Origin of the sequence: Microvirga subterranea, from assembly GCF_003350535.1 — a bacterium.
Classification (GTDB): Bacteria; Pseudomonadota; Alphaproteobacteria; order Rhizobiales; family Beijerinckiaceae; genus Microvirga; species Microvirga subterranea.
In genome coordinates, this window is sequence record NZ_QQBB01000001.1 from 598737 (window position 1) to 623067 (window position 24331).

30 protein-coding genes are annotated in these 24331 nt (G+C 68.4%); 9 read left to right on the forward strand and 21 right to left on the reverse strand.

The genetic code is table 11. The features are described from left to right. Positions 1-4: 4 nt before the first annotated feature. Positions 5-427, reverse strand: coding sequence for a metallopeptidase family protein (locus DES45_RS02795; protein WP_114768430.1), 423 nt, complete (start codon positions 425-427; stop codon positions 5-7). 4 nt (positions 428-431) lie between these two features. Next, a complete protein-coding gene (locus DES45_RS02800) occupies positions 432-689 on the reverse strand; it encodes a hypothetical protein (protein ID WP_114768431.1) in 258 nt (85 codons plus the stop codon). A gap of 124 nt (positions 690-813) precedes the next feature. On the opposite strand from DES45_RS02800, the gene DES45_RS02805 reads away from it, so the two are divergent. Next, on the forward strand, positions 814-1125 hold the full coding sequence (locus DES45_RS02805; RefSeq protein ID WP_147282334.1) for a hypothetical protein: 312 nt from the start codon (positions 814-816) through the stop codon (positions 1123-1125). A 78-nt stretch (positions 1126-1203) separates the two neighbouring features. Here DES45_RS02805 and leuC read toward each other — a convergent pair whose 3' ends face one another. The 3 genes from leuC to DES45_RS02820 all read right to left on the reverse strand — a co-directional run bounded on the left by leuC (position 1204) and on the right by DES45_RS02820 (position 3822). Next, positions 1204-2610, reverse strand: a complete 1407-nt coding sequence (gene leuC, locus DES45_RS02810) for a 3-isopropylmalate dehydratase large subunit (RefSeq protein ID WP_114768433.1) — start codon at positions 2608-2610, stop codon at positions 1204-1206. A 212-nt stretch (positions 2611-2822) separates the two neighbouring features. Beyond that, positions 2823-3212 (reverse strand): 50S ribosomal protein L19, encoded by a 390-nt coding sequence (rplS, locus tag DES45_RS02815; RefSeq protein ID WP_114768434.1) that lies wholly within the window; start codon positions 3210-3212, stop codon positions 2823-2825. Positions 3213-3339: 127 nt separating this feature from the next. Next, positions 3340-3822 (reverse strand): Lrp/AsnC family transcriptional regulator, encoded by a 483-nt coding sequence (locus DES45_RS02820; protein ID WP_114768435.1) that lies wholly within the window; start codon positions 3820-3822, stop codon positions 3340-3342. Positions 3823-3917: 95 nt separating this feature from the next. Between DES45_RS02820 and DES45_RS02825 the strand changes: the two genes are divergently transcribed. Beyond that, positions 3918-4859 (forward strand): DMT family transporter, encoded by a 942-nt coding sequence (locus DES45_RS02825; RefSeq protein ID WP_114768436.1) that lies wholly within the window; start codon positions 3918-3920, stop codon positions 4857-4859. A gap of 45 nt (positions 4860-4904) precedes the next feature. Here DES45_RS02825 and DES45_RS02830 read toward each other — a convergent pair whose 3' ends face one another. The 7 genes from DES45_RS02830 to DES45_RS02860 form a co-directional block, all read right to left on the reverse strand. Further along, on the reverse strand, positions 4905-5186 hold the full coding sequence (locus DES45_RS02830; protein WP_114768437.1) for a hypothetical protein: 282 nt from the start codon (positions 5184-5186) through the stop codon (positions 4905-4907). Positions 5187-5278: 92 nt separating this feature from the next. Beyond that, complete coding sequence (gene trmD, locus DES45_RS02835) at positions 5279-5959, reverse strand: tRNA (guanosine(37)-N1)-methyltransferase TrmD (RefSeq protein WP_114768438.1); 681 nt, start codon at positions 5957-5959, stop codon at positions 5279-5281. Then, positions 5956-6672, reverse strand: a complete 717-nt coding sequence (rimM, locus tag DES45_RS02840; RefSeq protein WP_114768439.1) for a ribosome maturation factor RimM — start codon at positions 6670-6672, stop codon at positions 5956-5958. The genes trmD and rimM overlap by 4 nt, the downstream gene beginning before the upstream one ends. 5 nt (positions 6673-6677) lie before the next feature. Continuing rightward, positions 6678-7031: a 30S ribosomal protein S16 gene (gene rpsP, locus DES45_RS02845; RefSeq protein WP_114768440.1), complete on the reverse strand. Its 354-nt coding sequence runs from the start codon at positions 7029-7031 to the stop codon at positions 6678-6680. A gap of 72 nt (positions 7032-7103) precedes the next feature. Further along, the gene (gene ffh, locus DES45_RS02850; protein ID WP_114768441.1) at positions 7104-8660 is read right to left on the reverse strand and encodes a signal recognition particle protein; all 1557 of its coding nucleotides are present in this window, start codon (positions 8658-8660) and stop codon (positions 7104-7106) included. 2 nt (positions 8661-8662) lie between these two features. Further along, complete coding sequence (locus DES45_RS02855; RefSeq protein WP_114768442.1) at positions 8663-8878, reverse strand: eL24 family ribosomal protein; 216 nt, start codon at positions 8876-8878, stop codon at positions 8663-8665. Between the two features lie 355 nt (positions 8879-9233). Beyond that, on the reverse strand, positions 9234-10229 hold the full coding sequence (locus DES45_RS02860; protein ID WP_114768443.1) for a M23 family metallopeptidase: 996 nt from the start codon (positions 10227-10229) through the stop codon (positions 9234-9236). Positions 10230-10467: 238 nt separating this feature from the next. Between DES45_RS02860 and DES45_RS02865 the strand changes: the two genes are divergently transcribed. Genes DES45_RS02865 through DES45_RS02875 form a run of 3 tightly spaced genes read left to right on the forward strand, consistent with a single transcriptional unit; the run spans position 10468 to position 11943 of the window. After that, complete coding sequence (locus DES45_RS02865; RefSeq protein WP_114768444.1) at positions 10468-11208, forward strand: heme ABC transporter permease; 741 nt, start codon at positions 10468-10470, stop codon at positions 11206-11208. Next, complete coding sequence (gene ccmD, locus DES45_RS02870) at positions 11208-11366, forward strand: heme exporter protein CcmD (protein WP_114768445.1); 159 nt, start codon at positions 11208-11210, stop codon at positions 11364-11366. The genes DES45_RS02865 and ccmD overlap by 1 nt, the downstream gene beginning before the upstream one ends. Continuing rightward, positions 11359-11943 carry a DsbE family thiol:disulfide interchange protein gene (locus DES45_RS02875; RefSeq protein WP_114768446.1) on the forward strand — a complete coding sequence of 195 codons (585 nt, stop codon included), beginning with the start codon at positions 11359-11361 and terminating at the stop codon, positions 11941-11943. The genes ccmD and DES45_RS02875 overlap by 8 nt, the downstream gene beginning before the upstream one ends. On the opposite strand, the gene DES45_RS02880 is transcribed toward DES45_RS02875, so the two are convergent. Next, on the reverse strand, positions 11909-12397 hold the full coding sequence (locus tag DES45_RS02880) for a YaiI/YqxD family protein (protein ID WP_114768447.1): 489 nt from the start codon (positions 12395-12397) through the stop codon (positions 11909-11911). The genes DES45_RS02875 and DES45_RS02880 overlap by 35 nt on opposite strands. A 70-nt stretch (positions 12398-12467) precedes the next feature. On the opposite strand from DES45_RS02880, the gene DES45_RS02885 reads away from it, so the two are divergent. Beyond that, the gene (locus DES45_RS02885) at positions 12468-13823 is read left to right on the forward strand and encodes an adenylate/guanylate cyclase domain-containing protein (RefSeq protein WP_114768448.1); all 1356 of its coding nucleotides are present in this window, start codon (positions 12468-12470) and stop codon (positions 13821-13823) included. Between the two features lie 29 nt (positions 13824-13852). On the opposite strand, the gene DES45_RS02890 is transcribed toward DES45_RS02885, so the two are convergent. From DES45_RS02890 to ftsY, 3 genes are all read right to left on the reverse strand, one after another. Further along, the gene (locus DES45_RS02890) at positions 13853-14890 is read right to left on the reverse strand and encodes a sensor domain-containing diguanylate cyclase (RefSeq protein ID WP_114768449.1); all 1038 of its coding nucleotides are present in this window, start codon (positions 14888-14890) and stop codon (positions 13853-13855) included. A gap of 129 nt (positions 14891-15019) precedes the next feature. Continuing rightward, entirely contained in the window at positions 15020-15625 is a 606-nt protein-coding gene (locus DES45_RS02895) for a septation protein A (protein ID WP_114768450.1), read from the reverse strand. A gap of 168 nt (positions 15626-15793) precedes the next feature. Then, positions 15794-17161 (reverse strand): signal recognition particle-docking protein FtsY, encoded by a 1368-nt coding sequence (ftsY, locus tag DES45_RS02900; protein WP_114768451.1) that lies wholly within the window; start codon positions 17159-17161, stop codon positions 15794-15796. Positions 17162-17228: 67 nt separating this feature from the next. Here ftsY and DES45_RS02905 point away from each other — a divergent pair, with 67 nt between their 5' ends. Next, positions 17229-17912 carry an RluA family pseudouridine synthase gene (locus tag DES45_RS02905; RefSeq protein WP_114768452.1) on the forward strand — a complete coding sequence of 228 codons (684 nt, stop codon included), beginning with the start codon at positions 17229-17231 and terminating at the stop codon, positions 17910-17912. Positions 17913-17930: 18 nt separating this feature from the next. Further along, positions 17931-18359 (forward strand): type II toxin-antitoxin system PemK/MazF family toxin, encoded by a 429-nt coding sequence (locus tag DES45_RS26275; protein ID WP_114768453.1) that lies wholly within the window; start codon positions 17931-17933, stop codon positions 18357-18359. A gap of 111 nt (positions 18360-18470) precedes the next feature. On the opposite strand, the gene mtaB is transcribed toward DES45_RS26275, so the two are convergent. Continuing rightward, a complete protein-coding gene (mtaB, locus tag DES45_RS02915) occupies positions 18471-19715 on the reverse strand; it encodes a tRNA (N(6)-L-threonylcarbamoyladenosine(37)-C(2))-methylthiotransferase MtaB (RefSeq protein WP_114768821.1) in 1245 nt (414 codons plus the stop codon). A 1-nt stretch (position 19716) separates the two neighbouring features. Continuing rightward, positions 19717-20601 carry a diaminopimelate epimerase gene (gene dapF / locus DES45_RS02920; RefSeq protein WP_114768454.1) on the reverse strand — a complete coding sequence of 295 codons (885 nt, stop codon included), beginning with the start codon at positions 20599-20601 and terminating at the stop codon, positions 19717-19719. 228 nt (positions 20602-20829) lie between these two features. Between dapF and DES45_RS02925 the strand changes: the two genes are divergently transcribed. Continuing rightward, on the forward strand, positions 20830-21648 hold the full coding sequence (locus tag DES45_RS02925) for a GyrI-like domain-containing protein (protein WP_114768455.1): 819 nt from the start codon (positions 20830-20832) through the stop codon (positions 21646-21648). Positions 21649-21654: 6 nt separating this feature from the next. Here the strand turns inward: DES45_RS02925 and DES45_RS02930 are convergent, their stop codons facing one another. The 3 genes from DES45_RS02930 to ccmA form a co-directional block, all read right to left on the reverse strand. Next, the gene (locus DES45_RS02930) at positions 21655-22725 is read right to left on the reverse strand and encodes an MBL fold metallo-hydrolase (RefSeq protein WP_114768456.1); all 1071 of its coding nucleotides are present in this window, start codon (positions 22723-22725) and stop codon (positions 21655-21657) included. Between the two features lie 130 nt (positions 22726-22855). Beyond that, positions 22856-23524, reverse strand: a complete 669-nt coding sequence (gene ccmB / locus DES45_RS02935; RefSeq protein WP_114768457.1) for a heme exporter protein CcmB — start codon at positions 23522-23524, stop codon at positions 22856-22858. Further along, positions 23521-24147 carry a heme ABC exporter ATP-binding protein CcmA gene (gene ccmA, locus DES45_RS02940; protein WP_114768458.1) on the reverse strand — a complete coding sequence of 209 codons (627 nt, stop codon included), beginning with the start codon at positions 24145-24147 and terminating at the stop codon, positions 23521-23523. Before ccmA ends, ccmB begins: the two co-directional genes overlap by 4 nt. Positions 24148-24331 lie beyond the last annotated feature (184 nt).

Genomic DNA, 24331 nt, shown 5'->3' on the forward strand with positions numbered 1-24331 from the left:
TCCCCTACCCCGCCGCCGCCTCGATGGCTTCCATGTCCTCGTCCGAGAGGCCGAAATGGTGGCCGATCTCGTGGACGAGAACGTGGGTGACGAGGGAGCCCAGGCTCTCCTCGTGCTCGGCCCAGTAGTCGAGGATGGGGCGGCGGTAGAGCCAGACCATGTTGGGGAACTGGCCCGTCTGCATCATGGCGCCGCCCTGCGCCAGGCCGATGCCGCGGAAGAGGCCGAGCAGGTCGAACGGGGTCTCGCATTCCATCTCCCGCATGGTGTCGTCGTCGGGAAAGTCGTCGACCTTGATGACGACGCCCTCGCTGAGCTGGCGGAATTCCTCGGGCAGGCGCTCGTAGGCCTCGTGCGCGAGGGCCTCGAGGTCCGCGAGCGAAGGCGCCTGGAGATGGGCCCAGTCGGTGGCGTTGGTGTCGGTCATCGGTTCACAGGAGCCGCAGTTGCACCAGAAGCCATAGGGCAAGGATCACCACGCCGACAAGCGACAGGGCCCGGCCGATGCGTCGTCCCCACAGCTCGACCGGGTCGGTGCCGCCGCCCTCGGCGGCGCCTTCGGCGTCCCTGGCGCCGAAATGGTCGCGGGCGCGGTTGCCCATGCGGGCCAGTGCCGAGGATCCGACGGTCTCGGAATCGCGCCGGACGCGCTCCAGCGCCTCCCTGGCCTCCCGTTCCTGATCGTTCATCCGTGGCCCTCCCCGCTCCTGTTTACTCCGGCTCAACCATGAACCGCAAACCGCCACGTCGTTCGGAACGGGTTCAGGTGGCTCGCGTTAGGCTCCCGACATTCATTCTCATGACGAGGCAACAATGCGTAAAGTTCTGATGATCCTGGCGACAGCCGGGCTGGTGACCGTCGGCTCCGGCGTGGCGAACGCGCAGGAGTTCCGGGTGCAGATCGGCGATCATGGTCCCGGGCATCACCGCGTGGTGCGCGAGCGTTGGGACCGCCCGGTCGTCGAGCGCCGCGTGATCGAGCGCCGCGTCGAGCGTCCGCGCACCCGCACGGTCTGCCGCACCGTGGTCCGCGAGCATGTGCGCGGCAACGGCGTCGTGGTCCGCCGTCCGACCGAGGTCTGCCGTCAGGTGGTGGCCGGCGGCCGCCGCGTTTACGTCGACTGAGGCAGGGCCTCAACCCCAAACGAAAGGCGGCGCCCCATCCGGGACGCCGCCTTTTTCATGCGCATCTCGAAAGCGCGCTTACTTCCAGTCGCGGATGTCCACGAACCGCCCTGCGACCGCGGCCGCCGCCGCCATGGCGGGCGACACGAGATGGGTGCGGCCCTTGAAGCCCTGACGCCCCTCGAAGTTGCGGTTCGAGGTCGAGGCGCAGCGCTCGCCCGGGGCGAGGCGGTCCGCGTTCATGGCCAGGCACATGGAGCAGCCGGGCTCGCGCCAGTCGAAGCCGGCTTCCTTGAAGATCCGGTCGAGGCCTTCCGCCTCGGCCTGCATCTTCACGATGCCGGAGCCGGGCACGATCATGGCGTTGACCGCCTCGTGAACCTTTTTGCCCTCGACGACCTTGGCGACCGCCCGCAGGTCCTCGATGCGGCCGTTGGTGCAGGAGCCGATGAAGACGCGATCCAGCGTGATGTCGGTGATCTTCGTGCCGGGCTGAAGGCCCATGTATTCGAGCGCGCGCCACTTGGAGCGGCGCTTGTTCTCGTCCTGGATGTCGTCCGGGTTCGGCACGGCTCCGGCCACCGAGATCACGTCCTCGGGGGACGTGCCCCAGGTGACGATCGGCGGCAGGTTGGCGGCGTCGAGGCGGATCTCGGTGTCGAAATGCGCGCCCTCGTCCGTGCGCAGGGAATCCCAGTAGCGCACCGCCGCGTCCCAGGCCTCGCCCTTCGGCGACTTGGGACGGTCCTTCAGATACGCGTAGGTCTTCTCGTCCGGCGCCACCATGCCGGCGCGGGCACCGCCCTCGATCGTCATGTTGCAGACGGTCATGCGGCCTTCCATCGACAGGGACCGGATCGCCTCGCCGGCGAACTCGATCACGTGGCCGGTGCCGCCGGCGGTGCCGATCTCGCCGATGATCGCCAGGATGATGTCCTTGGCGGTGACGCCGGCGGGCAGCTGCCCGTCCACCGTCACGCGCATGTTCTTGGCCTTCTTCTGGATCAGCGTCTGGGTGGCGAGCACGTGCTCGACCTCCGAGGTGCCGATGCCGTGGGCCAGCGCCCCGAAGGCGCCGTGGGTCGAGGTGTGGCTGTCGCCGCACACGATGGTCATGCCCGGAAGCGTGAAGCCCTGCTCGGGACCGACCACGTGGACGATGCCCTGGCGGGTGTCGAGCTCGTCGTAGTACTCGACGCCGAAATCGCGGGCGTTCTGGGCGAGCGTCTCGACCTGGGTCGCGGACTCGGGATCCTCGATGCCGTGCGAGCGGTCCGTGGTGGGAACGTTATGGTCGACCACCGCGAGCGTCTTCTGCGGGGCGCGCACCTGACGGCCGGCCACCCGCAGACCCTCGAAGGCCTGGGGGCTCGTCACCTCGTGCACGAGATGGCGGTCGATGTAGAGGAGGCACGTCCCGTCATCCTGCTGATCGACGACGTGGTCGTCCCAGATCTTGTCGTAGAGGGTGCGGGGATTGGCCATGGTTTTGCGTTCCAGCGAGAAAGAGAGTGTTTTGCGTCTTTAGCCGCACTTGGGCGTCGAGAAAAGATGTCTCAAGGCCGCCGGGCTTTGAAAGCATCGCATAGCTTGCGGTCAGAATGACGCAACAAAATTTGCCGGGCCGCGTGCCCGCATATGCAAAAAGCGCGGCCATGCGACCGCGCTTTTCCAGAATGCCGGTGAGGCTAAAAGGCTTACTCGGCCGCGGCCGGGGCCTTGTCCTTGTCCTGGCGGTCGGTGCGCTCGGCGATACGGGCCGACTTGCCGCGACGGTCGCGCAGGTAGTACAGCTTGGCGCGGCGGACGGCGCCGCGGCGCACGACCTTGATGGAATCGATCATGGGCGAGTAGATCGGGAACACGCGCTCGACGCCCTCGCCGTAGGAGATCTTGCGGACCGTGAAGCTCTCCTGGAGGCCGCCGCCGGAACGGGCGATGCAGACGCCTTCATAGGCCTGAACGCGGGAGCGCTCGCCTTCCTTGACCTTCACGTTGACGATGACGGTGTCGCCGGCCTGGAAGTCCGGGATCGTCTTGGCGAGCTTGGCGATCTGCTCCTGCTCGAGCTGCTGAATGATGTTCATGGTCTAAACTCCTGCCGTTACGTGGCCCTGAGCGAACTCAAAACCCGCGGGATTTCGGCGTCCTGTTTTAAGTTGAGGCCGCGCCTATACAGGAGTTTCGGGCGATTGTCGATGGTCAAAAGCGGCCTCAGGCCTCCGGCAGGGGCGGGAGCCGGCGCTTGACCGGCGTCGCCTTGACGATGGAGGTGCTGGTCTGGGCCCGCTGGGCGATCTTGTCCAGGATCGGGTCGAGCTCGTCGATGCTGCGCAGGACGTAGCGGGCGATGTAGCAGTCGTCCCCGGTGACCTTGTCGCACTCGATCACCTCCGGGCTCTCGACCAGGAGCTTCTCGACCATGTGGAGCTGGCCCGGCAGGGGCTTGATGCGCACGATGGCGGTGAGGCCGTAGCCCAGCGCCCGGTGGTCGAGATCGACCGAGTAGCCGGTCACCGGCCCGGCCTCCTCCAGGCGGCGCAGCCGCTCGGCCACGCTCGGACCGGAGAGCCCGACCGTGCGGGCGAGATCGGCGAGCGACTGGCGGGCGTTCGCGGCGAGCGCCGCGATCAGGGCGCGGTCGGTCTCGTCCAGCGCATGGTTTTCGTTTCGAAGCTTCTTGGCTGCCGTGGCCATCGGATCGAAGCTCCTTTCCCGTAAGATGCCTTTCAACGTCACGGTACTGCGCGGGGCTGCACCCGTAAAGTGTCGCCTCTTCATGGGAGGTGCGCATGAGCGACGGAACGGAACGGGGCGGCGGGCTGGAGATGGCGGCCGCCATGGCGATCTCGGGCACCATCGGGTACTTCGTGATCGAGTCGGGCCAGTCGATCTGGAACGTGGTGTTCTTCCGCTGCCTGTTCGGCGCGGTCTGCCTCACGGCCTATTGCGGCTGGCGCGGCCTTCTCTTTCCCTGGCGCTTCACGATGGGGTCCTTCCTCCTGTGCCTCGTGGGCGGGGTCGCCATCGTGCTGAACTGGGTGCTCCTGTTCTCCGCCTACGACCTCGTGTCGATCTCGATCGCCACGACCGTCTACAACATGCAGCCCTTCTTCCTGATCCTGCTCGGCGTGGTGCTGTTCGGCGAGCGCCCCACGGCCGACGCTCTGGCCTTCATCGCCGTCGCCTTCGCGGGTCTGCTGCTGGTGGTGAAGATCGATCCGGCCGGCTTCTCGCTCACGGGCGGCTATCTCGCGGGGATCGGCCTGGCGCTGGGAGCTGCCGCCCTTTACGCGGTCGCGTCCATCGTGACCAAGAGGCTCAAGGGCATCCCGCCCCACCTCATCGCCCTGGTCCAGGTGGCGCTCGGCACGGCGATGCTGGCGCCGCTCGCGGATTTCTCCGCCCTGCCGGCGCACGGCCTCCAGTGGGGCTACCTCGTCACCGTGGGCGTGGTGCACACGAGCCTCATGTACATCCTGCTCTATTCGGCCCTGCAGAAGCTGCCGACCACGCGGGTGGCGGTCCTGTCCTTCGTCTATCCGGCCGTGGCGATCCTGGTCGATTACGTCGCCTACGGCCGCGACCTCTCGCCGGCCCAGTGGGGCGGCATCGCGCTTATCCTGCTGGGAAGCGCGGGCGTGAACCTCAAGTGGCGGCTGGGTCTTACCCGGCCTTTGGATCGGGCGACTCGGGGCGATCGGGCCAGCCCCCAGCCTAGCGAGGCAGCCTGAGCCCAAGGAGGCATGGGAACAGCCCGACCCCATCAAAATGGCGGATCAGAAGATGCCGAGGGAAAGCCCCGCGATCAATATCACGGCCAAGGGAAAGAGCGGCATCGTGGCCGCGATCTGCCAACCGGCGCGCGCCCGCAGAAGCGACAGGCCGGCGAAGCCCAGAGACACGGAAAGCAACCAGCTCGCAATGATCAGCAGATACGCCAGAAAGACTCCCGGAGGCTCCGCTGTCGCCGGCGCTGCGAGAACCATCATGCTGAACAGGGCGAAAGGAATGGACAGCAGGCACAGGAGGCCAAAGATAACGGCTCCAACCATCCGCATGCGGCCCCCTCCTGACGAGACCCACAGAGGCAAGCCTCGCCCCCGAGAGGAAACCATAAAGCGAACTCTGTTGCAAATCGAGCTTGTGGCCGTTAGCGGAGCAGATCCGGCCTTCTCTCCCGTGTGATTTTCTCCGACTGCTCCCGCCGCCATTTCTCAATGGCCGCGTGGTTGCCGTTGAGCAGCACCTCCGGGATCGTGCGCCCTTCCCATTCGCGGGGACGGGTGTAGTGCGGGTATTCGAGGCGGTTGGTCTCGAAGCTCTCCTCGGTGCCGGAGGCCTCCTTGCCCATCACGCCGGGGAGCAGCCGCACGCAGGCGTCGAGCAGCACGAAGGCCGCCATCTCGCCGCCGGAGAGCACGTAGTCACCGATGGAGACCTCCTCCAGGCCCCGGCCCTCGATCACCCGCTCGTCCACGCCCTCGAACCGGCCGCACACGATGACGACGCCCGGCCCGGCCGCCAGCTCGCGCACGCGGTCCTGGCGGAGCGGCTTGCCGCGCGGGCTCATGAGGAGTTTGGGACGCGGGTCGCCTTCGGGCACGTTGGCGTCGATGGCGCTGGCCAGCACGTCGCAGCGCAGCACCATGCCGGGGCCGCCGCCGGCCGGCGTGTCGTCCACCGTGCGGTGGCGTCCGAGCCCGTGGTCGCGGATGTTTTTCGCCGTCAGTGTCCAGACCCCGCGCGCGAGGGCATCGCCCGACAGCGACATGCCGAGCGGGCCGGGGAACATGTCGGGATAGAGGGTCAGGATGGTGGCGTTGAAGCTCACGCCTCGTCCTCGTCGTCGGGCCGCGCCCGGGCGGGCGCGAAGAAATCGTCCGGCAGCGCCGCGACGATCCGCTCTTCCGCGATCTCGACCACCGGCACGAACGCCTTCGTGAACGGCAGGAGCGCGGTCGCGCCGCCCTTGGCGGGCCTGATCTCGAGCAGGTCGCCGCCGCCATAGTTCGGCACGTCCACGACGGTGCCGACGATCGTGCCGGCCTCGTCCTGCACGGGGAGGCCGATCAGGTCGGCGAGCAGGAACTCGTCTTCGTCGTCCGGCGGCGGGAGCCTGTCGCGTTCGAGATAGAGCTCGGTGCGGTTGAGGGCTTCCGCGGCCTCGCGGGTGGTCACGCCCTCGACCTGCACGATCAGCATGTCGGGCGCGCCGCCGGGGGCCTGACGGGCATTTTTCTTCAGGGAAATCTTTTGGCCGTTCGCCGTGGTGAGCGGGCCGTAGGCGGCGATCGCCACGGGATCGCCGGTGTAGGATTTCAGCCGCACCTCGCCCTTGAGGCCATGGGCGCGGCCGAACTCGCCGACGAGGACGAGGTCGTCCCGTCGATGCGCCGGCAACCCTCCTGTCCCTTGTGGGGAGGAGTTGGAGGTGGGGGTGTCGGCGCCACGATCTGAGATATTGGCGCTCGCACCCCCACCCCTGCCCCTCCCCACAGGGGGGAGGGGGGAGGTGGAGCGTTTTTGGAAACGCTCCTTCGTCATGGTGCTTACGCAGCCTCGCCCGAAGTAGCCGCGGCGGCCTTGGCGTCGGCGCGCTCCTGGGCCTTCTTGCCCGGGACGGCCTTCTGCGGGTTGTTGCGCGGCGAACGCTTCAGGAGGCCGGCGGCGTCGAGGAAGCGCAGGACGCGATCGGTCGGCTGGGCGCCCTTGGCGAGCCAAGCTTGGATCTTGTCGGTCTCGAGGGTGACGCGGGCCGCATCGTCTTTCGGCTTCATCGGGTCGTAGGTGCCGACCTTCTCGATGAAGCGGCCGTCGCGCGGGGAGCGGGAGTCGGCGACGACGATGCGGTAGTACGGGCGCTTCTTGGCGCCGGCACGGGTCAGACGGATCTTCAGGGACATTCGGTTTCTCCTTGTGGTGTCCTTGTGATCAAACTCTTCGTGTCATCCCCGGCGGGCCGGGGACGACGAAACTCACTTCTTCTTGCCCCCGAACGGGAAGCCGCCGAGCCCCGGAAGGCCCGGAATCTTGTTGCCGCCGAGACCGGGCAGGCCCGGGACGCCCTTGGGCATCTGCGGGAGACCGCCGCCGCCGGGAAAATCGGGCAGCTTGCCGCCCATCTGCTTCTGCAGCGCCTCGATCTGCTCCGGGGTCGGCTGGGGCATGCCGCCCATCCCGCCGCCCCCGAGGCCGAACATCTTGCCGAGCTGGCCGGCCATGCCCTTGCCCTTGCCGCCGCCCATCATCTTCATGACGTCGGCCATCTGGCGGTGCATCTTGAGGAGCTTGTTGACCTCCTCGACCTTGGCGCCCGCACCCGCCGCGATGCGCTTCTTGCGCGACGCCTTGAGGATGTCCGGGTTGCGGCGCTCGGCCGGGGTCATCGAGTCGATGATGGCGCGCTGGCGCTTGATGATCTTGTCGTCGAGATTGGCGTTCTCAAGCTGGGCCTTCATCTTGGCCACGCCCGGCAGCATGCCGAGCATCCCGCCGATGCCGCCGATCTTCTCCATCTGGGAGAGCTGGTCGCGCAGGTCCTCCAGGTCGAACTTGCCCTTGCGCATCTTGTCGGCCATGCGCTGGGCTTTTTCGGCGTCGAAGTTCTCGGCCGCCTTCTCGACGAGCGACACGATATCGCCCATGCCGAGGATGCGGTTGGCGACGCGGGAGGGGTGGAACTCCTCCAGCGCGTCGACCTTCTCGCCCGTACCGATGAGCTTGATCGGCTTGCCGGTGACGGCGCGCATGGACAGGGCCGCGCCGCCGCGGGCGTCGCCATCCATGCGGGTCAGCACGATGCCGGTGACGCCGAGACGCTGGTCGAAGGCGCGGGCCGTGTTGACCGCGTCCTGGCCGGTGAGCGCGTCGGCGACGAGCAGCACCTCGTGCGGATTGGTGGCCGCCCGGACCTCGGCCGCCTCGGCCATCAGGGCCTCGTCCACCGTGACGCGGCCGGCGGTATCGAGCATGACCACGTCGTAGCCGCCGAGGCGCGCGGCCTCCATGGCCCGGCGGGCGATCTGCACCGCCGACTGGCCGGCCACGATCGGCAGCGTGTCGACGCCGACCTGCTTGCCCAGCACGGCGAGCTGTTCCATCGCGGCCGGACGGCGGGTGTCGAGGGAGGCCATCAGCACGCGGCGCTTGTCGCGGTCGCTCAGGCGCCGGGCGATCTTGGCCGTGGTCGTGGTTTTACCGGAGCCCTGGAGGCCGACCATGAGGATCGGCACCGGCGGGGCGGCGTTGAGGTCGATGACCTCGGCGTCCGCGCCCAGCATCTCCACGAGCTGGTCGTGGACGATCTTGACCACCTGCTGGCCGGGCGAGACCGACTTCACGACCTCGGCGCCGACCGCGCGCGAGCGCACCTTGTCGGTGAAGGAGCGCACGACCTCGAGGGCGACGTCCGCCTCGAGCAGGGCGCGTCGCACCTCGCGGAGCGCCGCGTTGACGTCCTCTTCGGTCAGCGCGCCGCGGCGGGTGAGGCCGCTGAGAATATTGGAGAGTTTGTCGGAAAGGCCCTCGAACATGGTTATTCAAATCCTTTCGCGAGAAGCGGCGCATCGCGTTCCGCGAGAGCCTTTTCGAAATGGTCGATCGCCGCCTTGAACTTGTCGCGGCAGCCCGGATTGCAGAAGCCCACGACCGCGTCGCGGTAGAGGGTGAGCGAGTCCGCCGCGATCGGCTTTCCCGACCACGGGCAGGTCTCGTTGACCGCATCCTCGATCCGCAATGTGTCGTCCGACATCGCTCTTCCTTCGTCCGTCGGCGTCTTCCCTGGTGGAGCCTCATCCTGAGGAGGACCATCGGTCCGTCTCGAAGGACGAGGCGTCTCCGGAGAGCGCCGGATCATCCTTCGAGACGCCGCTTCGCGGCTCCTCAGGATGAGGGTTGGGTGCAGGTCGGTCCCAAATGGAAGCGCGCCCGAGGGCGCATCGCGCTGTCGGGCGTTGACCTCCAGCCTCTCGGGCTGGTCGGCGGCTCACATGGGCTCGCTCTACAGATTTGCGGTCAGCACGTAAGGGTGAAACAGGGCAAAGTCAAGGAAAGGGAGCTGCATCGCAACTTCGGTGTAGGCCCGACGTCGTCCTGAGATGAGGGCGTTAACGTCCCACCATCACCTCGAAGCTCTGCTCGATGGCGGGCTTGCCGTCGCGCATCACCCGGTAGCTGGCCCGGTAGGTTCCCGGATCGAAGGCTCCCTTCGAATTCCTGACCCCCGCGAACATCATCCACTGGGCCTTGTCCCGGTCGAGGGGCGGGGCCTTGTTCTCGGCCAGCACCTTTCCGTCGGGCGCGACGACGGTGAGGACCTGCTCGTCGCCGCCTTTCAGCCCGATGGCCCGCACGAAGGCCACGAGGGCAGGCGAATCCGTCGTCGGCTTCTCGCGACCGGCCTCGCCCGATTCGATCGCCTCCATCTTCACCGGACCCGTGGCGAAGCCCTTGTTCAGCACGCTGCCGGCCCGGTAGGCGAGCGCCTGCCGGGTCGACGGGTCCCAGAGCGAGGTGCCCCCGCCGCAGGATGCCTCGGGCGCCCCATAGGCGAAGGGATCGACCACCTTGCCGTCCTTGCGGACGGTCAGATGGAGATGCGGGAACTCGGTCATGCCCGACAGGCCGATCCGCCCGAGGCGCTGGCCCGCCGTCACCATGTCGCCGGGCTTCACCGCGAGGCTGCCCTTGGCCATGTGGCAGTACTGGGTTTCCCAGCCCTGGCCGTGGTCGATGACCAGGCCGTTGCCGCACTCCACGTTCTGGACGCTCTCGCGTCCGCGGCCCGTCAGGGACACGTCCTCCACGCCGTCGCGGGCCCGCAGCACCTTCCCGCTAGCCGCCGCGAGCACGTCGACTCCCGCCTTCTGGGCCGCCATGGTCGGGACCCGGATGTCGGTCCCGGTATGGCCCGCATAGGTGAGGCTGCCGCACTGGTAGTCCCGGGCTGCCGGCGACGGGTCGCGGTCCACGTAGTGCTGGACGAAGCAGGTCGAGCCGATCTCGCAGGCGACCGGCAGGCGAAGGGTCACGGTCTGGGCGGCGGCGGAGCCGGCCCAGAGCAGCGCCGCCGGGGCGAGAAGGACGGGAAATCGAAGACGCATGATCGCTCCCTCACGATGGCGCACCATCATAGGACGTCCCGACAGGATGGCGAGCGACGGGCCCGGCGCAATGCCGAAACGAAGCGGGGCGGCCGGAAATCGGCTTAGGCCTACGCACAATCCCGTATTGCCCCGCGCCGTCCGGGATGAGAAAGAGGCGCGATCTTAGCGAAAACGTTATGAGACGTGCGGCGACCGATGCGTTGCAGGCGCCGCCCAGGACCGCTACATCGATCCCATGATCCGAGACCTCGCCAACCCGACCCGTTTCATGAGCCTCAGCGGCCGCCTGCTGCCGTGGGTGTCGGGCCTGGCGGCGATTCTGGCAGGGATCGGCCTCTACATGGTCTGGTTCCAGGCGCCCGCGGACTACCAGCAGGGCGAAACGGTCAAGATCATGTACCTGCACGTCCCGGCCGCGTGGCTGTCCCTGTTCTTCTACATGATCATGACGAGCTCCGCGCTCGGCACCCTGGTCTGGCGCCATCCGCTCGCGGACGTGTCGCAGAAGGCCGCCGCCCCCATCGGGGCCGCCTTCACGCTGATCTGCCTCGTGACCGGCTCGCTCTGGGGCAAGCCCATGTGGGGCACCTACTGGCAGTGGGACGCGCGCCTCACCTCGATGCTGGTGATGCTCCTGATCTATCTCGGCATCCTGGCCCTCTGGCGCGCCATCGAGGAGCCCAACCGGGCCGCCCGGGCCGTGTCGATCCTGACCCTGGTGGGCGCCGTCAACGTGCCGATCGTGAAGTTCTCCGTCGACTGGTGGAACACCCTGCACCAGCCGGCCTCCGTGTTCCGCCTCGGCGGGCCGACGATCCATTCCTCCATGCTGGTCCCGCTCCTGGTGATGGCCGTCGCCTTCACGCTGGTCGGCGTGGCCCTGCACCTCTCCGGCATGCGCACCGAGATCCTGCGCCGCCGGGTCCGCACGCTCACCATCCTCGAGGCGGAGCGCCTCGACGCACAGGCCGCCTGATGAGCCAGCACGCCTTCTTCATCCTCTCCTCCTACGCGGTCACGGCCCTGGTGGTCTTAGGGCTCATCCTGCGCGCCGTCGTCGATCACCGCGCCCAGGCCAAGGCGCTGGCCGAGCTCGAGGCCCGCGGCATCGGCCGGAGGTCGCGCCGTGGCTGAGGGCACGACCGAGGCGCCGGCGGCGCGCAGCCGCCTCATCTTCCTCCTGCCGGTCATCGTCTTCGTGGTGCTGGCGGGGTTCTTCCTCGTGCGCCTCGGGGGCGACGACCCGTCGAAGCTGCCCTCGGCGCTGATCAACAAGCCCGCGCCCGCCTTTACCTTGCCGCCGCTGGAGGGCCTCGTGGCCAACGGCCAGCCGGTGCCGGGCCTCTCGGGCGAGGACCTGAAGGGCAAGGTCACGGTGGTGAACGTCTGGGCCTCCTGGTGCGCTCCCTGCCGCCAGGAGCACCCGCTGCTGGTGGACCTCGCCAAGGACCCGTCGATTCGGGTGGTGGGCATCAACCAGAAGGACGATCCCGACAACGCCCGCCGCTTCCTCGGCAGCCTCGGCAATCCTTACGCGGCCGTCGGCACCGACCGGAACGGCCGCGTCTCCATCGACTGGGGCGTCTACGGAGTCCCTGAGACCTTCATCGTCGGCCCGGACGGCATGATCCGCTACAAGCATATCGGGCCGCTGACGCCCGAGAACATCAAGGCGTTCAGGGAGCGCCTGAAGGAAATCCCGCGCGCTTGAGGCGCACGACCGCCAGGTCCAGGGCCGACAGGAACGCCGAGCGGTCCCGGGCCGAGAACGGCTTCGGCCCGCCCGTGACATCGCCCATGGCGCGCAGGTCCTCCATCAGGTTGCGGGTGGCGAGCGCCATGCCGATGGAGGCCTCCGTGAAGGGTTTTCCGGTCGGACCGATCACGTCCGCGCCCGCGCTCACGCAGCGATGGGCGAGGGGCACGTCGGCCGTGATGACGACGGCGCCGCGCCGGGCCCGCTCGGCGATCCAGTCATCCGCCGCATCGAAGCCGGAGCCGACGATCACCCGCTCGATCAGGGGATCGTTCGGCACCATGAGGAAGCTGTTGGTGACGACGAAAACCTTGATTCCGTGGCGCTCCGCCACTCGGTAGATCTCGGCCTTCACCGGGCAGGCATCGGCGTCCACGAAGATTTCAATGGCTTGAGGCGTCCCGGTCATCGATAATAAAGATCCTTGAGGCGCGTTGTCGTCCGCCTTCCTTAAACGGCCTAAGACCCGAAAAGAACCCGTGATCGTCCGCCCTCGCCTGTCCTCCGCCCTGACGTCGATTCGCCAGCTGCGGTCGAAATACCTCATCAGCGACGCCACCGAGCGCCTGATCCGCGAAGCCGACGTGGCGGCGCTCAAGCGCGCCGGTCAGGCGCGGATCGCCATCGCGGCGATCCTGTTCATGGGTCTCGTGACAGTGCAGCTGAGCGACACCATCACCAGCCCCTTCGCCCTGAAGCAGATTCACGGCGCCGAGGTGGCCCTCTTCGTGTTCGGCGCCGTCGGCTGGGTCATGGTCTGGATGGCCTCCCGGCGCATCCTGGTCGACGCGCTCCCCACGGTCATCGCAGTGCTCGACGCGCTGCTGATCTTAGGCAACCTGGCCTTCAACCACTGGAGCTTAGGGATTCCGGGCAGCCTCTTCGCCATGTATCCGGCGGTCTGGGTCATGCCGGTCATCATGGCGGCGACGGCGATCTACTACCAGCCGCGCCTCCAGGCCTTCGTGGGCCTGGTTTACGTGGTCGGCCTCTCGATCATCGCCTTCTCGGACCCGCAGCCCAGCCCCGAGGAGTTCAGCCGCATCATCGGCGGCATGTGGAGCGCCTTCACCTGGCAGTCCAACATGATGCGCATCGTCACGGTGCTGACCGCGTCGCTGGTCCTGTTCCTGGTGGTGCGCCAGGGCCGGCTCATCCTGGAGCGGGCCGTGCGCGAGACGACACTGCGCCTCAACCTCACCCGCTACCTGCCGCGGGAGCTCGCCCCGATCCTGTCCGAGCGCTCCTTCGAGTCCTTGCGCACGGGACGGCGTATCCCGGTCACGCTCATGTTCGTCGACATCCGGGCCTCGTCGAGCTTCGGCGAGACCATGGACCCGACCCGGCTCGCGATCTTCATCACGTCCTTCCGGCGCCGCGTCCTCCAGGCGGCCGCCCAGCACGGCGGCCTGATCGACAAGTTCACCGGCGACGGCGCCCTGATCCTGTTCGGCGTGCCGACCGAAAAGCCCGACGACACGGCCCGGGCCCTCGCCTGCGGCCGCCGGCTGCTCGCCCTCATCGAGCGCTGGAACGCCAAGCGCGGCTTCAACCCGCCGGTGCGGATCGGCATCGGCATCCATCGCGGCGAGGTGTTCTGCGGCGTGGTGGGCGACGAGGACCGGCTCGAATTCACGGTTCTGGGCGAGACGGTGAACACGGCGGCGCGGATCGAGCAGGCGACGAAATCCGCCGATTGCGACCTGCTCGCCTCCTGGGATGCGATCGAGGCCGCCGGCGAGGACGGGCTCTGGGCCCCGGCGGAGCACGAGCCCCTGCGGGGCGTCACTCGCAAGATCGTGCTGATGCGGCCGCAGCCCCAGAAGGCGGCCTGACCGGAAAGAGGCCGGGCCTTTCGACCGGTTCAGTCCGGCAGGCCCAGGATCCGATAGGTGTTCCGGCCCGCGGCCTTCGCGGCGTAGAGGGCGGCATCCGCCTCGGCGAACAGGTCCGCGGAGGTCCTGCCCTCGGCCCCCGCCACGCCGACCGAGGCCCCGAGGGCGAGGGACTGTCCGTCGAGCACGACCGGCCGGCTCATGGCGGCGACGACCTCCCGGGCCAGATGCTCCACGGCGTCCCGGTCGAAGCGGCGCCCGAGCAGGACGGCGAATTCGTCGCCGCCGATCCGGGCCACGAGCTCGGCCCCGCGGCAGGCTTCCGCCAGGCGGCGGGCGGCCTCCTTCAGGCATTCGTCCCCGAGGACATGGCCGTGGCCGTCGTTCACCTGCTTGAAGCCGTCGAGGTCCACCAGCATCAGGGCCGCGATGGCGCCGCCCGCATCGGGGCGGTCGTCCAGCTCCGCGAGGCGTGTCTGGAACCGGCTGCGGTTGGCGAGCCCGGTCATCACGTCGAACTCGGCCAGATACCGCATGCGCTCCCAGAGGGCCTTCTCGTCGGTGATGTCCTGCTTCATCCCGAAGATGCGCATCGGGACGTCGTTCTCGCACTCGACCGTGGCGGTGATGCGCAGCCAGCGGCGGCGCCCCTTGGGGGTGACGATCTCCGTGTCGAGGCTGAAGCTGCCCCGCTCGTCGATCGCACGGCTACGGACCCGTTCGAGCTCCTTGCGGGCGTCCTCCGGGTAGCAGCGCAGGATCTCCCGGCGGTCGAGCGCCGAGCCGCGCGGCAGGTCGAAGATGTCGTAGACCACGTCGGTCCAGCGCAGGGTCTCGCTCGGAAGGTCGCATTCCCACACGCCGATCCGGGCGGCGGCGGAGGCGCGCTCGAAGATCTTCCGGCTGTGCGCCAGGGCGGCCTCCTGCTCGCGGATCACAACCGCCTGGGCCTCCACCTTGGCGTGGAGCTGCTCGATCAGGGCGCCGTCGCCCTGCCGCAGCAGCGGCGATGTCGCAGATGCCTCCGAACGCGTCAGGACGGTCTGGGTTCGCAGCGCATTCGACATCGTGAACCCCTACCGCCTTCCCGCTCGCCGAATCGGACGGGCCCGGCCGTCGGCCGATACCCTTTTCGGCCAGGAGGGGAGCACGGAAGGCCTTAACATCCGCTTGCCGCCGGGAATAGGGGCGAACCGTCAGGCCTCGCTGCCGGCCGCGTCCTTCTTGACCTCGTGGCGCAGCAGCAGGGGTGTCTGGGCCAGGGCGAACAGGATCGTGAGCGGCATGATGCCGAAGACCTTGAAGCTGACCCAGAAATCCGTGGTCTGGGTGCGCCAGACGATCTCGTTGAGGGCCGCGAGCGCGAAGAAGAACAGGGCCCAGCGAAGGGTGAGCTTGCGCCAGCCCTCCTCGTCGAGCTCGAACATGCTGTCGAGCACGATCTGGAGCAGGGGCTTCCTGAAATAGAGGCCGCCGAGCAGGACGAGCCCGAACATCGTGTTCACGATGGTGGGCTTGAGCTTGATGAAGACGTCGTTCTGTAGGAAGAGCGTCAGCCCGCCGAACACCAGCACCACCACGCCCGACACCATCGGCATGATCGGCAGCTTGCGGATCAGCGCATAGTTCACCGTGAGCGCCACGACGGTGGCGACGACGAAGACCGCGGTCGCCGCATAGATCCGCTGGTTGTCCGCATAGCCGAACCGGTCCGCATAGGCGTTGGCCAGGAAGAACAGGACCAGAGGGCCGAGTTCGAGGACGAGCTTCAGGAGGGGCGGGAGGCGCTTTTGGTCTGACATGACGTCTCTTCTAGAGCATTTTTCCGGTGAGTGGCAGCGCCTGCGCGGATCCGTCCCGTGTCATTCCCGGCCGGAGCGTAGCGGAGGGGAAGGAATTCCATGGCGCCACCCAGGAGAGTGGATCCCCTTCCCGGCTCTTCGAGCCGCCGGGGACGACACGGCCCTTCATCACTCGATTCCCGCGATGGCGCGGGCGAAGTCCCGGGCCGCGAAGGGCTCCAGGTCCTCGACGCCTTCGCCGACGCCGATGAAGTGGACCGGCAGGCCGAACTTGGCCGCGAGCGCCACCAGGATGCCGCCCCGCGCCGTGCCGTCGAGCTTGGTCATGACGAGGCCCGTCACGCCGGCGGCTTTCTGAAACAGCTCGACCTGGCTCACGGCGTTCTGGCCGACGGTGGCGTCGAGCACCAGGAGCGTGGCGTGCGGCGCGCTCTCGTCCTGCTTCTTCATCACGCGCACGATCTTTTCGAGCTCCGCCATGAGCCCGGCCTTGTTCTGGAGCCGGCCGGCGGTGTCGATGAGGAGCACGTCCGTGCCGTTGGCCTTCGCCTCCTGGAGCGCGTCGAAGGCGAGGCCCGCCGCGTCCGACCCTTGCGCCCGCGCCAGCACCGGCGCGCCGACCCGCTCGCCCCAGACCTTGAGCTGCTCGATGGCGGCGGCTCGGAAGGTGTCCCCGGCGGCCAGCATCACCTTGAGGCCTTGCTGACGGAATTTCTGCGACAGCTTGCCGATGGTCGTGGTCTTGCCGGCCCCGTTCACCCCGACCATGAGGATCACGAAGGGTTTTTTCGCGCGGTCGATCGCCAGGGGATGCGCGACCGGAACCAGCGTCTTCTCGACCTCGCCGGCCAGGATCGCCTTCACCTCCTCGGGCGAGATCTCCTTGTTGTAGCGCCCGGCCGAGATCGCCTCGGTGATGCGCATGGCGGTCGGCACGCCGAGATCGGCCTGGACGAGCGCATCCTCCAGCTCCTCCAGCGTCGCGCTGTCGAGCTTGCGCTTGGTGAAGAGGCCCGTGACGCTTTCCGACAGGTTCGAGGAGGTGCGGCGCATGCCCTCGGTGAGCCGCTGCCACCAGCCGCGCTTTTCCGCCTCGGGCGCAGCCTGGGCAGGCGGAGCGGTCTCGACGGGAGCCGCGACGGCTTCGGCAACGGGCGGCGCAGGCTCCGGAGCCGGGCGCGGGATCGGCTCCTTGGGTCCGCCGCCTTCCGGCTCGACGGTTTCGACCGGCTGGAGATCGGCGCCGGCGAGTTCCGGCGCGGGCTTGGCGGCCTCGGCGGTGTCGGGCGACGCGCTGGTGACGGTGGGCGGCGCGGCCACGAGGTCGTCGGCCGCCGTGGTGGGCGGCGACGGCATGGCCTGAGGCTCGCCGCCGGCCCGCGGGGCTACGGGAGCCGGGCTCGCAGCGGGTTCCGCCGGCTCGGTCGGCGCGGAGGGCTCCGCCTGCGGGGCAGGCTCTGCCTGCGGGACGGGCTCCGTCTTGCGGCCGAAGAGGCGGGACAGGAATCCGGGCTTGTCGGGCTTCGTCTCGGCCATGGGGTTCGTCTCGCCTCGTGGTGTTTGCTGCTTGCTTTAACGCGTGGGCCTCGATAGCCGAGGCATCATGAATGCGGAAGAGATAGTGTCGAAGCTGCTGTATCGCGATGCCCTGATGCTCGTGATCGACAAGCCGGCCGGCCTGCCGGTCCATCCGGGGCCGAAGGGCGGCGAGACCCTGACCCATCACCTCGACGCCCTGCGCTTCGGCCTGCCGCGCAGGCCCGAGGCGGCGCACCGGCTCGACAAGGACACCTCGGGCTGCCTGATCCTCGGCCGGCACCCGAAGGCCATCGCGCGCCTCAATGAGCTCTTCAAGAAAAACGAGGTCGACAAGGTCTACTGGGCCGTGGTCGAGGGCGGGCCGCCCGAGGACGAGGGCGAGATCGACCTAGCGCTGGCGCCGAAATCGCCGGATCGCGGCTGGTGGATGAAGGCCGATCCCAAGGGCCTGCCGTCGCTGACGAAATGGCGCGTGCTGGGGCGATGGGAAGGCATGACCCTGCTCGAGCTGCGCCCCGTCACCGGCCGCACGCACCAGCTGCGCGTTCATTGTCAGGCCTCAGGCTGGCCGATCCTGGGCGACCCGATCTACGGCTCCGCGCCCCGCTTCGGCGGCCCGGGCCTGCATCTCCATGCCCGCAGCGTGAGCGTGCCGCTCTATCCGAAGAAGCCGCCGATCGCCGTGGAGGCTCCGGTACCGGCGCATATGCAAGCAGCAATTGTTACGTTATACAGGGAGGGGCATTGAGCCGACCGAATGTGACGAATGCCGCTAAGATTTCCTGTTCCGCCGGGAGTTATTCTGCTTTGCGACTACTCGACCGGGTTCCATCCCCCGGAGATGATCAAGCGTAGACCAGCGATCGTTGTTTCTCCGCGTCTTCCCCATCGCGATCATCTCTGTACTGTTGTGCCTTTAAGCGGAACTCCACCCTCCCGGCCTGTCAGGTATCAACTCCGCATTGAATTGCCCGAGGCTCTTCCAACGCCTTTCGCTGAAACTGTCTGGTGGGCGAAGGCCGACATGTTGTCGACGGTAGGCTTCAACCGCCTTGATCTGTTCCGCACCGAACGTGATCACGAGGGAAAGCGAAAGTATCTACATCCGAAAGTGCCACCCGCCGTCCTTCAGGAAGTCTATGGGGCCATCCTCTGGAGCCTCGGTCTCGGACGCTTGCAAAACCCGGTTCGCTGATACATATATCATGAGATTGCTCGCGGCTTTCAGCTGTTGAGCCTCAAGACCGGTAGAGATATCGGCAGACCCCGCGATGGCGATAACAAGCTGTGCGGGGTTTTTTATTGATCACGCTGCCAGCAGTTCCCGCCCGTTATGGCCCGTGATGGTGACGGGCCGCAGGTCGCCGCGCGCGACGGGCGAGGAAAACCGCACCGGCGTGAAGGCCTCCGTGCGGCCGATCCTGTTGAGCTCGATCAGCACGCGGCGCGTCGCTCCCACCTCCGCATCGAGGTGCCGCAGCAGCGCCGCCTCGCCGGCCTCGCGCAGGCGCCGGGCGCGGTCCTTCACGACGTCGCGGGACAGTTGAGGCATGCGGGCCGCCGGCGTGCCGGGGCGGGGCGAGAACGGGAAGACGTGGAGATGGGTCAGGCCGCATTCCTCGACGATGTCGAGGGAGCGGGCGAACATCTCCTCGGTCTCGGTCGGGAAACCCGCGATGATGTCGGCCCCGAACACCATGTCGGGGCGAAGCCTGCGCACCGTGTCGCAGAACCGGATCGCGTCGTCGCGCGAATGACGCCGCTTCATGCGCTTGAGGATCATGTCGTCGCCGGCCTGCAGGGAGAGATGCAGGTGCGGCATGAGACGCGCCTCGTTGGCGATGGCGTCGAGCAGATCGTCGTCGGCCTCGACCGAGTCGATGGACGAGATGCGCAGCCGCTCCAGCTCGGGCACGTGGCGCAGCACGTTCTTCACCAAGGTGCCGAGCTTCGGCGCGCCCGGAAGGTCGGCGCCGTAGCTCGTGATGTCGACGCCGGTCAGCACCACCTCGCGCGAGCCGTGCTCCACCAGGAGGCGCACCTGATCGACCACCGCCCCCATGGGGACGGAGCGCGAATTGCCGCGCCCGTAGGGAATGATGCAGAAGGTGCAGCGGTGGTCGCAGCCGTTCTGCACCTGCACGAAGGCGCGGGTATGGCCGCGCAGGCCCTCGATCAGGTGGAGCGCGGTCTCGCGCACGGCCATGATGTCGTTGACGAGGACCTTTTCGGTCCCGGCCGCGCCGAGACCCACCCAGGTCGCGGCCTTCATCTTCTCCTCGTTGCCGAGAACCGTCGCGACCTCGGGCATGGCCGCGAAGGTGTCGGGCTCGACCTGCGCCGCGCAGCCGGTCACGACGATGCGGGCCTCCGGCTTCTCGCGCGCGATGCGGCGGATCGACTGGCGCGCCTGCCGGGACGCTTCCGCCGTCACCGCACAGGTGTTGACGATGACGACGTCGCCTAAGCCTGCCTCTTCCGCGTGGCGGCGCATGGTCTCCGACTCGGTGATGTTGAGCCGGCAGCCGAAGGTGACGACCTCGACGGTCATGTCAGGCGGCACCGGCAAAGAGCGCAGGCGGGAAGGTGCCTTCGTGCTCCAGCTCCACCGGACCGGTCATGAGCACGTGGTCGTCGCTCTCGCGCCATTCGATGAGGAGATCGCCGCCGGGAAGCGAGATCGTCGCCTTGCGCCCGGTGAGGCCCTTGCGGGCGCCCGCCACCAGGGTGGCACAGGCGGCGGAGCCGCAGGCGCGGGTGGCGCCGGCGCCGCGCTCCCACACGCGCAGCAGCACGTGCTCAGGGTCGAGGACCTGCGCGAAGGAGATGTTGGCGCGCTCGGGAAAGACCGGGTCATGCTCGAGTGTCGGCCCGACGGCCGCGAGATCGTAGGCCGTCGCGTCCGCGACCCAGAAGATCGCATGCGGGTTGCCCATGCCGACGGCGGACGGGTTCTGCAATTCGGGTGCGTCCGGCAGGCGCGTGTCGACCGCGATGCTGCGGGTGTCCGGGTAAGGGTCGCGCAGGGGGATCTCGTTCCAGGCGAGGCGCGGCGGGCCCATGTCGACGGTGAAGACCGTGTCGGAGACGCGCTCGACCGGCAGAAGCCCAGCCTTCGTCTCCAGCACGAGACCATCGGTGACCGGGCGGCTCATGACCGGATCCGCCGCCATGGCCCAGGCGACGCAGCGGGTGCCGTTGCCGCAGGCGCCGGATTCCGACCCGTCCGTGTTGTAGATGCGCATGTAGGCGTCGGTGCCCGGCGTCACCGGATCGTGCAGCACCATGAGCTGGTCGAAGCGCGAGCGCGGGTCGGCCGCGATGGCGCGGGCTTCCGCCGGCGTGACGCGGGTGGACGTGCCGCGCAGGTCGAGCACGGTGATCTCGTTGCCGAGACCGTTCATCTTCAGAAATCGGCTGTTCGCAAGGGCGCTCATGGGGCCGTATATGGCGTAAAAACCGCCGGACCGCGAGAGGGTACGCGGCGGAAGGTTCGCGGACCGGTCGACGGGCGGCGGCCGCTTGCCGGGCGAGGCGTCGAGCGCCCGTGCACGCGACGTCGCACGTGCCGAAAACGGTGCAGGACGACCTCGCAGCCCCCAAAAAAGCCTCCTATGCTGTTACACCAACGTTCCTTTCCTGATTCGCGGGTGAGACCCTTCCTCATGCGGCTTCGTTCGACTTTCCTGGTTGCCCTCCTGGCCCTGGGACCGGTTTCGGTCCTGGCCCAAACGCCGCCCGCGCCGGCCGCGTCGACGCCTGCCCCTGCGGAAGCGGCTCCCGCAACGCCTGCTCCGGCCGCCCCCGCGACGCCGGCGGCTCCGGCCGCGCCCACGAACGATCAGGCCGCGCAGCCGGCCCCGTCGAGCCCGCCGGCGGCTCCCGCTCCGGCCCCCGCCCAGCCGCAGGCTCCCGCGACCGCGCAGCCCGCGCCGCAGCCGGCCGCGCCCGCAACCCCGAGCCCGGCGCCCGTCACGGCAGGCCGTTCGACCCTCTTCCCCAATCCGGGCGATCCGACCAACGTGGACGAAGGCGTGCTGGTGTCGAAGCCGACCGTGATGATCGAGGGCAAGAGCACCTGGGACGACGGCTTCGCGAATCTCAAGAGCGCCTTCGTCAGGATCGAGGACGAGCTGAAGAAGGCCGGCATCGCCCCGACCGGCCGGCCGCTTACGGTCTTCCTGCACACGGACGACGACGGCTTCCGCTACCAGGCCATGGTTCCGATCGCGCAGGTGCCCGAGGGCAGGAGCGAGCTCACCCCCGAGATCAAGTTCGCCAAGACCCCGGAGGGCAAGACCTTCCGGTTCGTGCACGAGGACGCCTACGACGAGATCGACGGCACCTACGAGACGATCACGGCCTATCTCGACGCCAAGGACATCGTGTCGAAGGACGTGTTCGTGGAGGAGTACGTGACCGACCTCACGGAATCCTCCGACGCGAACCTGAAGGTGAACATCTACGTTCAGCCGAAGGACTAGAACGCCTCAGGCCTGGGACCCGGCCTCCCAGGCCTGTCCCGGCCGCAACGCCCGGAAGCGCTCGGGCGAGACGTCGGCGGCGCGAAGCGCCGTCTCCAGTTCGTGCACCGGCTCCTCGACGCCCTCGTTGGTGAGCCGGAACGTGCCCCAGTGGTGGCCCAACGCTTGCTCGGCCATGAGGATGGACAACGCCCGCACCGCATCGTCCGGATTCATGTGCTGCGGCTGCATGAACCAGCGCGGCTCGTAGGCGCCGATCGGCAGATGCGCGAGCCGTGGGCGGCCGAAGCGCTCCTTCACCCGGTGGAAGATTTTTCCGTCGCCGAAGCCCGTGTCGCCCACGTGGTAGATCACGCCGGCCGGCGTCGTGAGCACATAGGCGCACCACAGCGCCATGCGCCGGTCGTTCATGCCCCTGGCCGACCAGTGATAGGCGGGCTCCAGATGGGCCGTGACGCCGTTGCTCAAATCCACCGCGTCGCCCCAGTCGCCCGTCTCGACCGGGATGTCCGGGTGCTCGGCCCGGATGACGGCGTCGTTGCCCAGCGGCGCGACGACCTTCGGGCGGTGGCGCCGCCAGACGGCTCCCAGGGTGTCGAGATCGAGATGGTCGTAATGGTTGTGGGTGATGAGCACCACGTGGATCGGCGGCAGGTCGTCGAACCCGATGCCGGGCGCGTTGACCCGCTTCGGCCCCGCGAAGGAGACCGGGCTCGCCCGCTCCGAGAAGACCGGATCGGTCAGGATGTTGAGCCCCGCCACCTGGATCAGGAAGGAAGCGTGGCCGATCAGGGTCACCCGCAGGCCATCCACGGAAGCGGGCGGCCTATCGCGAAAGGGGCTCGGGAAGCTGTCCGGCCACTCCTTTCGCCCGCCGCCCATCTGCCAGCGGACGAGCTCCACCAGCCCTTTGTCCTGCGGCTGGCCGGGCGAGAAGAACCGCGTCCCGTCGAAATGATCCGTGACCGGCCCGTCGTAATACGGATTCCTCGCCCGCGCGGCCGTGGCCCAGCCGACCAACCCGGTTACGGCGAGGGCAGGGACGCTCAAGGCCTTGAGGAGGGTGCGTCGGTTCATGGGCGGCTCGTCTCCTGGAAAGAGGCTTAAGCGTGGGGTGTCGGCGCCGGATCGGCAAGGGTCGGAGCCGGAGGCCGTCATCACACCCCGTCATTCCGGGTCGGCTTGGATCTGAGGCCCGAAGTGACGGCTACTCCCCCGACCGCAAAGCCGCCGCCGCCCCCACGATGCCGACCACGGCGGCGAAGAGCGACAGGGCTGCAAGGATCAGGAACGGGGTCATGAACGGCACCGTGCCGCCGACCGCGGCGTTGGCGGCCGAGACCCCGAAGATCAGGGTCGGGATCATGAACGGCAGAACGAGAATCGCCAGGATCAGGCCGCCGCGGCGCAGCGACGCCGTGAGCGCCGCCCCGACCGCCCCGATGAAGGTGAGCGCCGGGGTGCCGACGAGGAGCGTCGCCACCATGGCCAGCATGGCGTCGGGTGACAGGGCCACCAGAAGCCCCAGGAACGGCGCCGCGAGGGCGAGGGGCAGGCCCGTCACCAGCCAGTGGGCCGCCACCTTGGCCAGCACCGCCACCTCCAGGGGAATCGGCGCGAGGCGCAGGAGGTCGAGGGAGCCGTCCTCCTGGTCGGCCTGAAAGAGCCGGTCGAGGCCGATCAGAGTCGCCAGCAGGGCCGCGATCCACAGGATGGCGGGCCCGATCCGCGACAGCAGGTTGAGGTCGGGCCCGAGCGCGAAGGGGATCAGGGTCACGATCGCCAGGAAGAAGATGAGGCCCATCATCCCTGACCCACCGACCCGGGCGGCGAGCTTCAAGTCGCGGACCAGGAGGGCCCGGAAGGAGCGAATCATGGGGCGTCCTCCGCCAGGACCGTGCGGGCCCGTTCGATCCGGACCTCCTTCGCGTCGCGCAGCGCCAGCGGCGCGTGGGTCGTGGCGATGACCAGGCCGCCCCGGTCGCGGTGCTCCTCCATCAGCCGGAGCAGGGTCGCTTGCGAGGCCGTGTCGAGGGCGGAGGTCGGCTCGTCGAGGAGCCAGAGGGGGCGATTGGCCACCAGCAGGCGGGCGAGCGCGATGCGCCGGCGCTGGCCGGCCGACAGATAGGCCACGGGCAGCCCGGCCGCATGGGCGAGGCCGACGACCTCCAGGGCCTCCTGCGCTTTGAGGACGGGATCTCCAAGGAAATTGCGGGCGAAGTCGAGGTTCTCCCGGGCGGTCAGCGCGCTTTTCAGGGCGTCCCGGTGGCCGACATAGTGCAGGCATTCGGGCAGGGTCCTGTCCCCGGCCCCGGAGAGCGCGATTCGTCCCCCGGCGGGATGCAGCCGCCCGGCCAGGAGGTCGAGGAGCGTCGACTTGCCGGCTCCGTTGCGCCCGGTGACGATCAGGGCCCCCCCGGCCGCCAGGGAGAAGGAAACCCCGCTGAAGATGCGGCGCTCCCCCCGATTGCAGGCCAAATCCTCGACGTCCAGACGCAACCCCACGACCCCTGCCTTCATTGCACCCCGGAATGGTTCTAAACCGTGTAGCGGGGTCGATCGAAATGATCTATAGCACCCCCTGGCTGCGCCGCGCGCCAAGGCGTCCAATCCGTCTCGCGCGCTTCTACCCTGTCCGGGCGCCCCCGGAGCGGCGCGCGCTTATCGCGCTTTCGGCCGAACA

Coding starts and splice junctions, on each gene's coding strand:
- DES45_RS02795 (WP_114768430.1), bottom strand. CDS start 427: ATGACCGACACCAACGCCACCGACTGGGCCCATCTCCAGGCGCCTTCG.
- DES45_RS02800 (WP_114768431.1), bottom strand. CDS start 689: ATGAACGATCAGGAACGGGAGGCCAGGGAGGCGCTGGAGCGCGTCCGG.
- DES45_RS02805 (WP_147282334.1), top strand. CDS start 814: ATGCGTAAAGTTCTGATGATCCTGGCGACAGCCGGGCTGGTGACCGTC.
- leuC (WP_114768433.1), bottom strand. CDS start 2,610: ATGGCCAATCCCCGCACCCTCTACGACAAGATCTGGGACGACCACGTC.
- rplS (WP_114768434.1), bottom strand. CDS start 3,212: ATGAACATCATTCAGCAGCTCGAGCAGGAGCAGATCGCCAAGCTCGCC.
- DES45_RS02820 (WP_114768435.1), bottom strand. CDS start 3,822: ATGGCCACGGCAGCCAAGAAGCTTCGAAACGAAAACCATGCGCTGGAC.
- DES45_RS02825 (WP_114768436.1), top strand. CDS start 3,918: ATGAGCGACGGAACGGAACGGGGCGGCGGGCTGGAGATGGCGGCCGCC.
- DES45_RS02830 (WP_114768437.1), bottom strand. CDS start 5,186: ATGCGGATGGTTGGAGCCGTTATCTTTGGCCTCCTGTGCCTGCTGTCC.
- rimM (WP_114768439.1), bottom strand. CDS start 6,672: ATGACGAAGGAGCGTTTCCAAAAACGCTCCACCTCCCCCCTCCCCCCT.
- rpsP (WP_114768440.1), bottom strand. CDS start 7,031: ATGTCCCTGAAGATCCGTCTGACCCGTGCCGGCGCCAAGAAGCGCCCG.
- ffh (WP_114768441.1), bottom strand. CDS start 8,660: ATGTTCGAGGGCCTTTCCGACAAACTCTCCAATATTCTCAGCGGCCTC.
- DES45_RS02855 (WP_114768442.1), bottom strand. CDS start 8,878: ATGTCGGACGACACATTGCGGATCGAGGATGCGGTCAACGAGACCTGC.
- DES45_RS02860 (WP_114768443.1), bottom strand. CDS start 10,229: ATGCGTCTTCGATTTCCCGTCCTTCTCGCCCCGGCGGCGCTGCTCTGG.
- DES45_RS02865 (WP_114768444.1), top strand. CDS start 10,468: ATGATCCGAGACCTCGCCAACCCGACCCGTTTCATGAGCCTCAGCGGC.
- ccmD (WP_114768445.1), top strand. CDS start 11,208: ATGAGCCAGCACGCCTTCTTCATCCTCTCCTCCTACGCGGTCACGGCC.
- DES45_RS02880 (WP_114768447.1), bottom strand. CDS start 12,397: ATGACCGGGACGCCTCAAGCCATTGAAATCTTCGTGGACGCCGATGCC.
- DES45_RS02890 (WP_114768449.1), bottom strand. CDS start 14,890: ATGTCGAATGCGCTGCGAACCCAGACCGTCCTGACGCGTTCGGAGGCA.
- DES45_RS02895 (WP_114768450.1), bottom strand. CDS start 15,625: ATGTCAGACCAAAAGCGCCTCCCGCCCCTCCTGAAGCTCGTCCTCGAA.
- ftsY (WP_114768451.1), bottom strand. CDS start 17,161: ATGGCCGAGACGAAGCCCGACAAGCCCGGATTCCTGTCCCGCCTCTTC.
- DES45_RS02905 (WP_114768452.1), top strand. CDS start 17,229: ATGAATGCGGAAGAGATAGTGTCGAAGCTGCTGTATCGCGATGCCCTG.
- DES45_RS26275 (WP_114768453.1), top strand. CDS start 17,931: ATGCCGCTAAGATTTCCTGTTCCGCCGGGAGTTATTCTGCTTTGCGAC.
- mtaB (WP_114768821.1), bottom strand. CDS start 19,715: ATGACCGTCGAGGTCGTCACCTTCGGCTGCCGGCTCAACATCACCGAG.
- dapF (WP_114768454.1), bottom strand. CDS start 20,601: ATGAGCGCCCTTGCGAACAGCCGATTTCTGAAGATGAACGGTCTCGGC.
- DES45_RS02925 (WP_114768455.1), top strand. CDS start 20,830: ATGCGGCTTCGTTCGACTTTCCTGGTTGCCCTCCTGGCCCTGGGACCG.
- DES45_RS02930 (WP_114768456.1), bottom strand. CDS start 22,725: ATGAACCGACGCACCCTCCTCAAGGCCTTGAGCGTCCCTGCCCTCGCC.
- ccmB (WP_114768457.1), bottom strand. CDS start 23,524: ATGATTCGCTCCTTCCGGGCCCTCCTGGTCCGCGACTTGAAGCTCGCC.